A 14394-nucleotide genomic window follows, 5' to 3' on the forward strand; every position below is an offset into this window, starting at 1 on the left:
TCACTCGGTCGCGTTGTAGACGACGTCGTCGATCCGGAGAAACTTCGGATCGGGGAGACCGCTCGCCGCGAGCGAGCCGTCGCTCCGGCGGTAGCGGTGGATGACAGCCACTTTCCGGTCACCGTCGAAGAGCCGCACGACCTCGGCGTGGCTGCAGGAGAATAGGTGCGTCGGGTCAGCGACGTGGCGGCTGCGCTTCACCAGTTCGGTCAGCTCACCGCGCTCGTACCGTTCCTGCAGTCCGCTCTCCCGGAAGAGGCGGCGCAGTTCGCGTGGCTCGACACGACGTCCGAGAGGAGCGTCTTCCATGGACGAGCGATCCTTTCTCGAGCAGCTTGCCCGGGCGCTCGCTGCATTCCTCGCCGGTGAACGCTCCTGGGAGGAGCTGGGAGCGGCAGTCCTGTCGGGCTGGGACGCGCACCGGATCGGCCCGCGGGCGGACGAGGTCGTCGCGGATCTGGAGGCGGTGCTGGTCTGGCGGAGCGCGGGTGTCCTGGACGAGGAGGCGGTGCGCACCGCGCTGCAGGAGTCCCTGCAACGCATCCGCGCGTGGCTCGATGCCGGGGCTGCGCTGTCGTCGACCGAGGTCGAAGCGTGAGCCGGCGACGGTCCGGGGCCGCATGGCATCGCGTGTCCTCTCGCTCCGGTGTCGCGTTCGCAGTCCGCCGACTGCTGCAGTCACCTGTCCGTCTCCCGCTGCAGGCGGTTCCGTCTCTGCGAAAATGTTCACATACGCGTCCGTACGCGGCAATGTCTCGCTCGTGGCGAGCTGCCCCGAGAGGCTCGCCATCGGTGCCCAGCGAGCGTCGCGGGCGCCTCGGACGCTGGCTCCGGCGCGTCAGTCCTAAAGACGCTCGACTGTCCTTCACGAACGGGGACGGATCGCCCGGGAGCGCGATCGGTTGAGCGACGGTACGCTCCGGCTGGGCTGGCTGCTGGTGAGCTGCATCGGGCCCCGTCTCTGGCTCCCGTGCTGCGCTCGGGGTGCACGTCGCCAGTGACCTCGGTGATACTGTCCTCCCGCGCGGCCCGGTCTGCCCGGCCGGGCCCGTGTTCCGGCAGCTCGTGTCCAGTCGCCTCGATCGGTTCCGGTCGAGGCGGTGGTGACCAGCGAGCGCACCGGCGAGGGGCTCCGGCATCGTTCGCGCGCCGGGGGTGAGCCAGCGGAGCCCGGACCACTCGGGCTGGACGCTTGCCGGTCGGTGGTGCCCTGTTCTCGAGCCTGCGCGTGCGGACGTGCGGTCCCGACGGTGAACCCCGGCGGAAAGACGAGGGGTGGCGTATCGCGGATCAGGAGCGGTGCGGCTGGCTACGAGCGCCTCGCCCAGAATGTCGTTCCGCACGTATTCCTGAACGTCTTCCACGCTCGCGAAGCAGCGGAAGCCGAAGCGGTCGGCGACCCGGAGCGGCTCGTCGAGCAGCAGCGCGACCGGTTCGCCCCGCCCCGTCGGCAACCTGTCCAGCGGGACGAGGTCGAGGACGCTGAGGAGTGCGGCGCTCGCGGGACGAGCCGGTTCGCGGACGAGTCTTCCGAACAAGCTGCATCTTCTCCGATAACCCAGTCCACTCTCACCCCGACCTGTACCTGGGTTGGACGCACGTGACCTGAATGTCCGCTGTTCACCATCCGACCTCACCCGGCGCCGGTCGAGCACGGTCGCGGCCGAGCGGACTCGTGCCAGTTCGATCGTCGTGGTGCAGGGTCTACCGTGACTCGGCGAGACAGACGAGGACGCGTACGGCCGATCGTGCTCGTTCCTCTGCCGGAATCTCGCGTTCGAGGCTTGCGAGGACGTGTTCGGAGATCCCTGCCAGTCGTGCGAGCGGGATCAGCTCCGGTCGCTCGCGCACGGCGCGGGAGAGAAAGTCCGTGATGTGAAACCCGACGAGTTCGCTCGTCTCGGGATCGATGCGCACGGCGAGCCAGTCTGGGTCATCGAGGAAGACGCTCACCGCGAACTCCTGCGGAACACACCAGAGGAGCAAGAGTTCGTCTGCCAGCGGGTTGTACTGAACCGAGACCTCCGACTCGCGGAGGCGTGCTGTCAGTTCGTCCGGAGGAGGGATGCGGGGCCGGTAGTTGTAGACTGGGAGTTCGCTCAGGGCCATAGCGCTGTCTCCTTGGGATGAACCCGATCGGTCAGGTAGGCGGTCACGATCACCGCCGGGTTGCTGGAATAGTCCACCACCACTTTCAGATAGGCCGCGGTTCGAAACGAGAGTGCACTCGCCATCTGGTAGAAGCAGCGTCTGGTCGGATGCAGCTTGTCCTGGGTGATCACGAGTGGGTCCTGGACAACAGCGAGAACCGCATCGACGGTGAGCGACCTCCGGCCGCGCTCCGTGACGATCTGGTACCACGCTTCCTCGCGCAACTCGACCGTGTTGCCGAGCCGGTCACGCGCCCTGTCGGGAAAACCTGGAGCCATGGGCGTCTCTTTCGCTCTATCGGCCAACTGTTCCTATGACGCGAGAGGACGCGTGATCCTACGCGGGCAGGTACTGCCTGCGCGCCGCCTTGCTGTCTCGCGCTCTCGCCCTCATCCGGTCGCGTCCTCCTCCCTCCCATGCCGCACCCGCTCGTCCCCCGGCGGTGGGTCGAGCGGGGAGCGGTAGGGCTCGCCGAGCGTCTGGGCGGCGACCAGCGCGTCGTAGGCGGCCAGCACCAGCCGAGCCGTCCGATAGTCGCCGTACTCCCGCTCCTCGTTCTGCCGCAGCACCGGGAAAGTGCCCAGGACGTACTCGACGTCGCTCCGCTCCAGCCCGTAGAGCAGGAAGTAGGCCGCGTCCAGTTCGGCCCGCAGCTGCGCCCGCCGCGCCGGATCCCAGCGGAACGGTGGCCCCTGGTCCCCGAGGTCGCGGGCGAAGGGCGCGAGGTCCCAGGCGGTGTACACCAGCTCGAGCACGCGCGGGCGCAGCCACCCGGCCAACGTCTCGCCGGGCGACCAGGCGCAGGGGCGCTGGTAGACGCTGGGCGGGAGGATGGGGAGCTGCTGCATCACGTGGAACTTCAGGTGCGTTCCACTCGCCTTGCAACGAGCCACATAGTCGAGCACGAGGGCGTCGAGGTTGGCGAGGAGCGCCCAGGCGACATCGGCGTGCACCTTGCCAGGAAGAAGTAAAAGGAAAGTATCTCCCACCCCCACGGCCGGGAGGACGCTGGCGATGACGGTGCGCTCGTCCGTCGAGCGGGCGATATCCCGCCAGCCGAGGAGCCAGCGGTGCGGCCAGCCCCGCCGCGCCAGCCGCGCTGTGACCTCGCTTTCCGGCACCCAGTAGCGCGGCAGGACGACCAGCGCTGGATCCTGCTTGGCCGCCAGGGTGAGCGCGACCGCCTCGTCCGGCTGGCGCGGCGGCCGCTCGAGGGAGGGCCCGCCGGCCTCCGGCTCGTCCTCCCAGCGGCCCGGCCCACCGTAGCTCGCCCAGCGGTGGTCGAACTGGTGCAGGAGCTTGGCCTCGTAGAGCGGCAGGTACCGCTCCTCCCCGCGCGCGAACACGTTCCCGCGCAGGGCGAACCCAGCGTGCTCGAGCGGCTCGCGCGTGCGGAAGAGGTGGGAATCCGAAGTCATGTTGAACAGACCTTGGCAGAACTGTACGCCCCACGGGTTCCCGTCCGGGTCGTCCTCGCGCACGAGCACCGGGACGCGCTGGTAGATGGCGCGGACGAGGTCGGCATCGCGGCGGCGGACGAAGACCGGCGCCGTGCGCGTGTTGGGGTTGATGCGGGCGAAGTCCTCCGGTGCCAGCGTGTAGACCCGCTCGGGATCGTCGAGGTCAGCGAGTTCCTGCAGGAGGAAGGCGAAGCGCGGCGGCTCCGGATGGTTCCCCTGCGCCAGCGTCACCAGCGCGAAGCGGTAACTGCGGTGCACACCGGCGAAGATACCACGCCGGTTCTCGAAGTCGAAGAGCGAGACGAGCGCCCGGTGGTCGACGAGTCGAGCGAAGAGGTGCCGGGTGGTGTGGTCGGTGGCCAGGTTCGTGGGGACGACCAGCCCGGCGCGGCCGCGCGGGCCGAGGAGTTGCCAGGCCAGCTCGGTGAAGACGGCGTAGGTGTTGACCTTGCCCTCACCCACGAGAGGAAAGCGGAACGATCGCTTGACGAAATCCGCAATACGATGAACTGCCTTGTGGTATCGCTGCCATTCAGCGTACAGCTGGCACTCCTGCTCTGTCCCGCTGGCGAGCTTGGCTATCGCGCGCTTCCGATCCTCACCCGACAGGGTGGCGATCCGAAGGGCACCGCGCGACGCGAAAAACTTTACTTCCTCAGGCTGCAGCTGTTCCCACGGCGGGTTGCCGAGGACGACGTCGAAGCCGCCGCCGGCGAAGACGTCGGGGAACTCGAGCGGCCAGTGGAAGAAGCGCAGCTCGCTGGCGAGCGCTTCGGCCGTCGCGGCGACCATGGGGTCGACCGGCTTGCCGGCCAGCGCCTGCCGGACGTGCCCGGTCGTCGGCACGCGCTCGCTGCTCGTGAGGTCGACGAAGAAGGCGGCCGTCCAGAGGTCGCAGGCCGCTCGCAACCGCTGGAAGCGCGGGTCGTTGGCCAGCTGCCGGTAGGCCTGTTCCTTGGCCAGCCGCTCCTCGACCGTCCGCTCGGGCATCCGCTCGACCCCCTCGGTGAGGAGACCCAGGTCGAAGAGCGTCTCGTCGACGTCGACGGCGCCTTCGGTGAGCGGCAGTTGCTGGCGCTCGCGCTGGTTCCGCTGGCGGATCCCGCGCGCTCGCGCCCGCTCGTCGCGCTCGTCGCGCTCGTAGGCGGCGTCGGGGATCCCCTCTTTCAGCGCAGCGAGGTCGAAGACGCCGACGAGCGAGTCGCCGCAGCGGATGCGGTGGTCGAGGAAGGTGAGCGGTTGCCCCGGGACGTGCGCCTCGATCCAGAGCGCGACCTTGCACAGCTCGACGGCCAGTGGGTTCTTGTCGACGCCGTACAGGCAGTGGGCCACCACGTCGCGCAGGGCCGCGCGGAGCGCCTCGGGCGCGGGCTCCTCCTCGCCGGTGCGGGCGCGCGCCAGCTCGCGGGCCAGCCGCCGGGCGGCGGCCAGCAGGAAGTGGCCGGAACCGGCTGCCGGGTCGCAGACGTTGAGGGAGAGGACGGCCTGCTCGCGCTCCTCCCGGGTCTTCTTGTCGCGCAGGCGGGCCCCGAGCACCGGCTCGAGCGCGCTGGTCACCAGCTCGCGCACCAGTTCCGGCGGGGTGTAGTAGGAGCCGGTCGAGCGGCGCTCGGTACCGGGCGCGAAGCGGAACGGCTCGGGAGCGTCGAGGTCGAGGAGCGGCGCGTGGTCGAGCAGGCTCTCGTAGACCGAGCCCAGCTCCTCGACGTCGAGCGCGGCGTAGTTGACGCGCCGCAGCGTCCCCCGCTCGTCGCGGATGCGCGAGAGGGCGTCGACCGCAGCCAGGAGGTCGTGGTTCCGCAGCCGCCACCCCTCGAACGGATCGGGACGGAAGAGCTCGCCGTCGAGGACGGGGAGGTCGAGGAGGGCAGCGAGCGGGCGACCGTCCGGGAGCTGGCCGGTGCCGCGGAGGAGGGCGAAGAGGACGCAGAGCCCGGCCCACTGGTCGTCGTGCTCGTCGGTCGAGGAGCGTTCCTCGGCCAGGCGGCGCAGGCGTTCGAGGCAGTAGCCCTGACGGTAGAGGTCGTTCCCGCCGAGGAGCCCACGCTCCTCGACCACCAGGAGGAAGAGGAGCCGGTAGACGAGGCGCAGCAGGAGCTCGTAGAAGCGGGCCGGCGTGAGCGCTCCTCGGGCGACCGCATCGCGCAGCGCCGCGTTGGCCGGGTGGCGCAGGAAGCCGTTGCCGAGGATGCGGATCGCCTGCTCGACGCCATCACGCAAGCGGTCGCGGGCTCGCGCACCGTGCTCGCGCGCCAGCTGGTGGTACTGCTCGAGCCAGCACTGGGGCGCGTCGGCCAGCCCGCTGGGCAGGCGCGAGCGGTGGAGCAGCCGGTAGAGGACGGTGAAGTCGACGAAGCGCTCGCCGGCCATGATCGCCTCGAGGTCGAACTCGAGGTAGGACTCGGTGCGCAGCGCGGGGGAGGTGCGCTGCAGGCGCAGGATGCGGCCATTGGTGACGAGTCCCCACAGTTGCCCGCCGCGGTTGAGGAACTCCTGGACGAGCGCGTGCGGCGAGCGGCGCGGCCGGCCGGAGGGGTCGACGCGGCCGAGTTCCTGGCGGGCGCCAGCGATGTGGACGGGTGGGGCGTCGCCCGGGCTCCCGGCCCGGTGGGAGATCCAGTAGGTCTCCTCGCCGAGCTGGTAGGCCCGTTCGTTGCGCTCCAGGTCGTAGCCGAGCAGGGAGAGGAGGGGGACGACCCAGACGTTGCGGGTGAGGCTGGTGGCGCGGTCGGACTCGGGGAGCTGCGCCAGGCGGCTCTGGAAGATGCGGAAGAGGTCGAGCGCGTCGCGGTAGGCCTGCGCCAGGGCGTCGCGGAACGAGCGCTCGTCGGGGAAGCCGAAGTCGCGCGGGCGCTGGCCCGGGAGGCTGGCGGGATCGGTGCGGAGCGTTTCCAGGAAGTCGGGGGAGAAGAGGCTCCCGACCAGGCGAATGGCGGTGGTGCCGGTGTGGCTCAGGCCGGTGGCGAGTTCGCGGGGAGCGGCCAGGGCCATGGGTACGTCCTCTCCGGAGGTGGGACGAGCCGACCGGTCGTCGTGCTGTCTGGCGCGCACTGTAGCAGAGGCGCAGGGTGGCTGGGAAGGGGTAATCGGTACGGGATGCTGCACGCGCTGCCGGGGCGCGGCACGCCGGTAGCCCCCTCATCTCCCGGCCTCCTCTCCTGCGCGGTGCGGGAGAGGGGTGCCCGAACGTCCCGGAGGGGTCGGGCGTGCGTGACCCGGCCGGCCCGAGAGGGCCGGGAACGGACGCACGTCCGGGCGCGGCACGCCGCGTCCCTACAGGGAAAAACGGGCGACGCACGCGTCGCCCCTACACGGGAAACGCGTGGGTGGATCGTGACGGTCGCCCGCCGTTCGTCTACGGGCCCCAGACAACGACCGACCGCTGTAGGGGTCGCGCGTGCGTGACCCGTCCGGCCCGGAGGGCCGGGGAACGTGGCCCGGTTCCCGCGCCTGCGGCGCGCCACGCCGGTAGCCCCCCCTCACCCCCCGACCCCCTCTCCCGCACCGCGCGGGAGAGGGGGTGGCGAGCGGAGCGAGGTGGGGGTGGGGTGTGCGTAGACGGGCGACGCGTGCGTCGCCCCGACAAGGGAGACGTGGTGGGACGCCGGGCCTGAGTGCGGCGGGGGTGAGGGGACAGGCCGGGCCAGCGGCGCTCCACCTCGACACGGGGAACGCCGCGCTCACCGCTTCGGCTGCAAGACGAGCAGGGCGACCAGGTCAGGTGGCCAGAGCGGCTCGACCGCCAGCCCGCGCAGGCGGGCACCAGCCGCCTCGCGGACACGCCGGTGCGCCTCGCGCAGTGCGGTCGCGCGGGCTTCGAGTTGCCCAGCGAGCGGGCCGGCCGGCTCGGGCTGCCCGAGCAGCTCGGCGAGCGGCTCCAGCGCGAGCGCCGCCAGCTCGCGGCGTTCAGCGAGCGGGATCTCGGCCTCGGGACGCGCCGCATCGAGCAAGCGACGAGCCTCGCCGGGGTCGAGCCACTGCTCGGCCAGGAGGTCGCAGCCGGTGACGAGGACGTCCTCGAGCACGGCGTCCGGCCGCTCCGGCCGGCGGAGCAGGAAGCGGGCACGCAGCAGGGCGAGCGTGGTCACGCGCGGGACGAGACCGGTGCGGACGACGCCGGCTCGGGCTACGACCGACGCCGCGGTCGGCCGCTCGAAGGCGAGCTCGACGAGGTAGCGGGCGAGCGCGGCGGTGAACGGGTGGTTGCGGCCGACCCAGGGTGTACCGGAGGGGTGCGGGAAGGTGAAGGCGATGCGCCAGGGCTCCCGCACCTGCCGCGGAAGGGCGAGCTGCACCGCGTCCGGGAGCGTGGCGAGCCCGCTGAGCGTGAGCGTCCCGTCGTCGTCGAGGCGGACGTGGGCACCGAGCCGCTGGGCTGCAGCGGCCACGAAGTCGCGGACGGCGTGCTCGTCACCGAGCACGGCATCGCACGCTTCCAGTTCGCGCAGGACGGCTCGGGGGTCGAGCGCGTGCTGGGCGAAGCGGGTGCGGCGGACGCGCTCGCGCTCGGTGTCCTCGTCCCAGCGACGGAGCAGCGCGTCGCTGGGATCGGGGCCGAGCGGCAGCGCGAGCTGGGTCTGGCGCGGGCGCTCGAAGAGCCGGTGGACGAGGAGTTCGGCGAGCCAGCCCTCGTCCTCGGGGACGGGGACGTAAATGCCGAGATGCTTGCGGATCTGGTCGGCCTTGCGGATCAGGATGTCGACCACCTCGGCGTCGACCGGGTTATCGAGGCCGTAGAGGCGCACGGCGGTGACGTGCGGTCGGGACTGGCCGAAGCGGTCGACCCGGCCTTCGCGCTGCTCCAGCCGGTTCGGGTTCCAGGGGAGGTCGTAGTGGAGGACGGCATCGAAGGCGTCTTGGAGGTTGACGCCTTCGCTCAGGCAGTCGGTCGCGACGAGGACGCGCTGCGGTGCCTGCTGGAGCGCCTGGACACGCTCGCGGCGTTCCTCGTCGCCGATGCGGCCGGTCAGGCACTCGACGACGAGGTCGGGGAACTCCGCTTCGAGCGCCGCGCGCAGCTGCTCGGCGACGTACTCGGCGGTATCGACGAAGACGCACCAGACGACGGGTGCCGAGCCGCGCGCGAGCAGCTCGCGCACAGCGGCGAGGCATTCCTGGAGTTTGGTGTCCTGGGCTGGATCCGCCGCGAGCGTCCGAGCGCGGCGGGCGAGGTCGCGGAGGCGCCGGCGCTCGCTGTCGCTCAGCGCGGTACGGCGGTCGCTCGCCAGCTCCAGCCGGTGGCTGGGCACCTCGTCGAGCGCTGGCTGCTCGGTCGGTTCGAGTCCGAAGAGTGCGGCCGGTTCGGCGCCGTTCGCGCTGGGGAGTTCGGCGAGCGGCGTGGCCTCCGCCTCGTCTTCGCTGGGGGGCTCGCGCCGCTCGAGCGCTTCGGCACCGGCCCGCGGGCTGGACATGACGCAGCGCAGGAGGGTGAGGGCGGCCCACCACTGGAAGCGGCGCTCGCGGTCGGGGAGCTGGCGGCTCCGCTCGACGAGCTGGCGGCAGAAGGTGAACACCTCGTCGAAGAGCTCTCGGTAGGCTGGCGAGAGACGGTAGGTGCGTTCGACAGCCTGGCGCTGTGGGTAGTGGTGTTCAGCTTCTGGCCACTGCGAACGGATATCGGCCCGAGTCCGCTGGACGAAATGGCGGGCCAGCTGCCGGCGCTGCTCCTCGTCGAGTCGGTCGAGCTCCCACTGCTCGAAGGTGGGGTCGAGGAGGCCGAGCAGGCGCTGGAAGGCGCGCTGGATGCCGGAGTGCGGTGTGGCAGTGAGCAGCAGGAGATGGCGACGAGGGTCGCGGGCGAGTGCGCGGACGAGCTCGTAGCGGAGGTGGCGCGGGTCGCGCTCGGCCGCGCTGGCTGGGACGACACCGTGGGCCTCGTCGACGATGACCAGGTCGGGTGCCTCGGCGAGGAAGGGCTCGCGGTTGCGGGGCAGCTTGAGGAAGTCGATCGAGGCGACGACGACCGGGTAGTGGCGGTACAGCGAACGGCCGGTGGGGAGCGTCCGCTCGAGCGCAGCGAGCGTGGCTGGCGCGACGACGACCGGTTCGAGATTGAACTTGTCGCGCAGCTCGCTCGCCCACTGGTCGGTGAGCGGCGGCGGACAGAGGACGGTCAGACGGCGGATCTCGCCGTTGTCCCAGAGCTCGCGGGCGATGAGTCCCGCTTCGATCGTCTTGCCGACACCGACGTCGTCGGCGATGAGGAGGCGTACGGGGTCGAGTCGCAGCGCCATGAGGAGGGGGACGAGCTGGTAGGGGCGCGGACGGACGGAGATGCGTCCGAGCGAACGGAAGGGGGCAGCACCCTCGCGCAGGAGCAAGCGGGTAGCCAGCCCGAGCAGGCGCACTGCCTCGGCGTCGGCGAGCGCAGTGGGATCGGGGAGCGGGAAGCGAGCGGGTTCGAGCCGCTCGCTGGGGAGCGTGTAGGCGAGCAGGTCGGCCAGCTGGCGGTGGACAGGGAGTGCGTCCTCGGTCGTCCCGGTGAGCGGTCGGAGCAGGACGACCGCGGGATCGTCACCGGGCAGGACGACCCACTCGCGGTAGCGGTAGCGGACGACCGAACCGGGCTGGACGGACATGCGCGGCTCCTCCCCTGTGCGAGCGACCGCTCGGCAGGATGGCGGCAGGTGGGGCTGTGTGTCAAGGGGGCGGGCGGTGTGGATCGGAGCCGTCGCCAGCCCGCGAGTGCGCGGTACGGTGGAACAGCTGACGGTACGTGAGGTGGGTTCAGCGGATGCCACAGGGTCTGCTTGCGTGTCGCACGCCTGTCCCGCTCGCTGGCCCGTCTGGGCTAGGAGTTCTCGACTCTGGTGTGCCTGCTGGACGCCTGCTATTCTCGTCACTGCGGAACGGATGCCAGGCGGGAGGGCGGCGTATGGGTGAGCCAGCGAGACGGGTGTCGGAGCAGGCTGCACGCGCTCACGGGGTACCCAGCGCAGGCGAGCCGGAGCGGTCGGCCCGGGTGCAGCTGGGCTGGCCGGGCCGCAGGCTCGCGGTGCTGGCGGCTCTCCTGGCCTTCGTGCTCGCCGGCGTGCCGGCCTTGGCGGGGCCAGGTTCCTTCGGCGCGTTCGAGCGCGTCCGGCAGGTGGCACAGCCGCTCGTGACCGGGACGGTGCAACAGGCTGCCGCGCCCGGCGAGCAGATGCTCATGGAGGCAACCGTCGGGCCGAGCGCAACGGCCGAGCCCACAGCGACGGGAGAGCCGACGGTGGAGCCGACCCCGACGGTGCCTGCCGAACCGACCGAGACCGTGGAACCCTCGCCGGTGACCGAGCCGACCGCAACGGTGGAGCCCACGGAAACCGTCGAGCCGACCGAGGCGGTCGAACCGACGGAAACCGTCGAGCCGACGGAAACCGTCGAGCCGACGGAAACCGTCGAGCCGTCGCCGACGGCAGAACCCGAACCCACCGAGTCGCCGGTGCGCGAGGTCGCCCGGGAGAACCACGGCGCGGCCGTGTCGGAGGTCGCCAAGTCGCACGACGGTGAGGGGAACCACGGCGAGCAGGTGCGTACGGTCGCGCGGGACAACCACGGGCGAGCTGTCTCCGAAGCGGCGAAAGCGAAGCCTGCGGACGACGGAGTACCTGGCGTCTCCGAGACGGCGCGGGACAACCACGGGGCGCAGGTGCGGGAGGCGGCCGAGCAGCACGGCAAGGGTGCCGGGAAAAAGTCAGCGGGCGGGGCGGACGACTGACCGCTATCCGCCAGGTTCCGGGTGAGGCGCGGAGCGCTCGTGTGCGGCGGCAGTCCGTGCGTCGTAGCGGATCGCTGGACAGCAGATCCGATGGTGCGGGAAACGTCGCGCGCGACGCTGGTTCCAGCGTCGCGTGTCCACCCGTGGGTCGTACCGGCTGCGCCGGGATGGTGGTGGTTCCCGGTGCTCCCGGACGGGTGAGGCGGGCACGCCCGAACCGTCGCGTCGCTTCGGTGCGACCCCAGGGATGCCGGTGGACTGGTGGTGGGGAGGGGCCGGTCTGCCGGCCACCGCGGGTGCTGGGACACGAAACGCGTTCCCGGTGGGCGCGGACTGCCTCGCCTAGCTGCGCCGGGAGTGCAGGGACGTGGCCGGTTTCCGGTCCGCCGGGGGCGTCACACCTGTCTGACGCGTTCGTGGCCGGGCGTGCCCGAGCTGGACGCGAACAGCGGTGGTCTCCGGATCGGGTGCCGTCGTGTACCGTCGACAGCGTGCCAGCCGGTCGTCCCTGTGGCGTCTCGATCTACCCTACCCGGACACGCCACCGAGGCATGACCCGTGCGCGCCGCGGTCTCGCTGGTCCGGTGGGCCGAGCAGGTCGGCGGCCGCCGATCCATCGCGCCGGTGCGCCAGGCTCACTGCGGCAGGCGCACCAGCTCCTCGCCGACGAGCGTGTCAGCGGCGTCGACTGCTCCTGGCGTCGTCCCGCGGTCCCACCAGAGGCGGACCGTGAACGTCGGTTCGTCGCCCCAGCTGACGCTACAGAGCCAGAGTGTCCGCTCGAGCGTGCCGGTACCGGCGAACTGGAGCGGCGTCGTCGTAGCGCAACCGGCGTCCGTTCCCAGCGTCGCCGTGCCGCTCACCACCTCGATGACGAGCGGCGTGCCGGGGAGCCCGGTTGCGCCCAGCGCGACGTCCGGTTGGCCGGTCAGACCGAGCCCGTCCCAGGTCGGTAGCAGCTGCACACCGAGGACAGGTGGAACCCAGCCCGGTGCGAGCGGGGTACCGGCTGCGCCGTCACCGGGAATCGTCTCGTTCACCTGCATCCCGGCGGCGGCGAGCGTCCCGGCATCGCTCCAGGCGATGGCGGTGCCAGCGAAGCGGGTGAGCGTGCGGAGCTGCTCGGGAAGGTAGACGATACCGAGCCCTCTCCCGGGAAGGACGAACGAGAGGCGCAGCGGGGTCGGTGTATCGAGCGGCCAGAGCTCGACGGTCGTCGGCGCCTGCACGGTGCTGGCGTTCGCGACCGCGAGACCAGTGACGTCACCGGGAGCGGAAGCGAGGGCGAGCGGGAAGAGGAGGCTGGTGCCGGCAGCGACCGGTGCGACAGCTGGTAAGGTGAAGGCGCGGCCACCGGTCGGTGTGTACTTGACGGTGTCGGCCAGCACGCCGATAGGACCGGTCGCCCGGATATGCAGCGTGGCGAGCGCCGGGATCGGTGCGGTGGGATTGCCGATGATCCCCACGGTCGGTGGGAGGTCGGGCCGGTAGAGGATCTCCTGGGAGAGTGGGGCGAGCGTCCGGCGCTCGGTCCGGACCGGCGCACCCGTCGGATCGACAAAGACGAGGTCGACGGTGACCGGAGCCTGGGCGAGGTTGGTGAAGGCGAGGCCGGTGTTCCAGCCGCTGTGGGCGGCGTAGATGATGGGCACGAGGAGGTCGGTCGGCCCGGTCCGTGCCTCGACGGCCAGCGCGCTCAGGGCGAGCTGGTGGCTCGGTTTGATCCGATCGGCGCTGGCGAGGGCCCCGCAGGAGCTCCGGATCCAGGCGCTGCCCAGGAAGCCGCTGGCGAGCGAGGCCTCCCGGAGGTCCAGGTGCCAGACCTGCCCCGCTTCGAGCGTCCGGCTTCCCGACCACTTCTCGAGGCCAGCGCCGTCGCGGATGGTGACTGTCACCCCGCAGCTCTGGAGCCCGCGGTGGGCGACGTGCAGCACCGTCGTCCACCCGTTGTGCCACTGGACGAGCGGGACAGTGAGCAGGCTCGCCGGATCAGGAGCGGGAGCGACCGGGAGGCTGGAGACGAGCGTCGCTCCGTCGGTGACGCCGTCGGCACCGGCTGGCTGGCCGGCCGTCAGCAAGAGCTGGGCAGCGAAACGGGGTTCGCGGCAGATCGTCTCGCGGACGTGCGCGATCACCGTGTAACGGGCGCCGGTGGGGATGGTGCCGTCGTCGTCCGAGGGGGCAGCGCCCCAGTCGATCGTGATCGCGTCGCCGCTCACCGTCGCCAGCCAGCGTCCGCTGGTGTCCAGGGCGGTCGGATCGGCCAGGCCGAGGCTCCCGGCATAGCGGGTACCGTAGCGCACTTCCACCACCGTGACCGGACCGATCCCTTTGGGAAGCAGGACGGCATCGGCGGTGTCGGGTGCACCCTTGACGGCAGCGAGTTCCACCGGTTCCGTGCGAGCGACACAGGCGGTGGTATCGGAGGCCAGGGCGTCGACGGGCGCCGTCGCCGTGATGACGACGGGTTGTCCGTCGGGGCAATCGACGATGATCGCCGTGTACGGGCCCTCCGGTTCCCAGCCGGGCGGTGACCAGTCGATCCAGACTTCACCGGCGAGCGCGCCCCAGGTGTAGTCGATGCCGGGCTGGTAGCCCGCGATCTCGACCCGGTCGACGTGCAGGGCTGCGGTCGGCAGGTCGACCCGGTCGAGCCCGTCGGTCGTGTGTTGCCGGACGGTCGCAGGGTATCGCCGGCAGGTGCCGAAGAGTTCGCTCGCGGTGACGGTGGCGTGCGCGTGTGGCTCGACGCGGACGGTCTTCAGTTCGGCGCCGCTGGTCGTGCGGAGGGTAAGGTCGAGCGGCACGCTTTCCGGATTCTGGAGGGCGATCGTGCCGTACCAGGGGCCGGTGTCGCCGTAGTGCTCGCCGTTGGGCAGGAACGGGACGACGAGCGTCGTCGGCAGTTGCTGCGGTGTCGCGGCGTGGGCGGTGAAAAAGGGCAAAGTGAGGTTGAGCAGCAGGAAGAGACGACCGAGGACCGAAAGCCACCGTCGCGCTGGCATCGCGCACCACCCTCCCTGGACGAACGGGCGCGTACGCTCTGCCGCGCGCCCGGTTGCAATGCCGACAGGACCAAGGTACCGG

Annotated in this window: 9 protein-coding genes; 3 read left to right on the top strand and 6 right to left on the bottom strand. The window is 71.3% G+C overall.

The genetic code is table 11. The features are described 5' to 3' along the window. Complete coding sequence (locus OO015_RS11775; protein WP_265941462.1) at positions 1-309, bottom strand: hypothetical protein; 309 nt, start codon at positions 307-309, stop codon at positions 1-3. On the opposite strand from OO015_RS11775, the gene OO015_RS11780 reads away from it, so the two are divergent. Together OO015_RS11780 and OO015_RS11785 are read left to right on the top strand one after the other, a co-directional pair. After that, the gene (locus OO015_RS11780) at positions 308-598 is read left to right on the top strand and encodes a hypothetical protein (protein ID WP_265941463.1); all 291 of its coding nucleotides are present in this window, start codon (positions 308-310) and stop codon (positions 596-598) included. The two genes, OO015_RS11775 and OO015_RS11780, sit on opposite strands and share 2 nt — an antisense overlap. Positions 599-1250: 652 nt before the next feature. Continuing rightward, entirely contained in the window at positions 1251-1604 is a 354-nt protein-coding gene (locus OO015_RS11785; RefSeq protein WP_265941464.1) for a hypothetical protein, read from the top strand. Positions 1605-1704: 100 nt separating this feature from the next. Here OO015_RS11785 and OO015_RS11790 read toward each other — a convergent pair whose 3' ends face one another. The 4 genes from OO015_RS11790 to OO015_RS11805 form a co-directional block, all read right to left on the bottom strand. Continuing rightward, positions 1705-2109: a hypothetical protein gene (locus tag OO015_RS11790; protein ID WP_265941465.1), complete on the bottom strand. Its 405-nt coding sequence runs from the start codon at positions 2107-2109 to the stop codon at positions 1705-1707. After that, on the bottom strand, positions 2100-2429 hold the full coding sequence (locus OO015_RS11795) for a beta-N-acetylhexosaminidase (protein ID WP_265941466.1): 330 nt from the start codon (positions 2427-2429) through the stop codon (positions 2100-2102). Before OO015_RS11795 ends, OO015_RS11790 begins: the two co-directional genes overlap by 10 nt. 111 nt (positions 2430-2540) lie before the next feature. Further along, on the bottom strand, positions 2541-6602 hold the full coding sequence (locus OO015_RS11800; RefSeq protein ID WP_265941467.1) for an Eco57I restriction-modification methylase domain-containing protein: 4062 nt from the start codon (positions 6600-6602) through the stop codon (positions 2541-2543). A gap of 689 nt (positions 6603-7291) precedes the next feature. Continuing rightward, the gene (locus OO015_RS11805) at positions 7292-10189 is read right to left on the bottom strand and encodes a helicase-related protein (protein ID WP_265941468.1); all 2898 of its coding nucleotides are present in this window, start codon (positions 10187-10189) and stop codon (positions 7292-7294) included. 296 nt (positions 10190-10485) lie between these two features. On the opposite strand from OO015_RS11805, the gene OO015_RS11810 reads away from it, so the two are divergent. Next, on the top strand, positions 10486-11307 hold the full coding sequence (locus OO015_RS11810; protein WP_265941469.1) for a hypothetical protein: 822 nt from the start codon (positions 10486-10488) through the stop codon (positions 11305-11307). 635 nt (positions 11308-11942) lie between these two features. Here the strand turns inward: OO015_RS11810 and OO015_RS11815 are convergent. After that, a complete protein-coding gene (locus tag OO015_RS11815) occupies positions 11943-14312 on the bottom strand; it encodes a hypothetical protein (protein WP_265941470.1) in 2370 nt (789 codons plus the stop codon). Positions 14313-14394 lie beyond the last annotated feature (82 nt).

It is taken from the genome of Thermomicrobium sp. 4228-Ro (genome assembly GCF_026241205.1).
Lineage (GTDB): Bacteria > Chloroflexota > Chloroflexia > Thermomicrobiales > Thermomicrobiaceae > Thermomicrobium.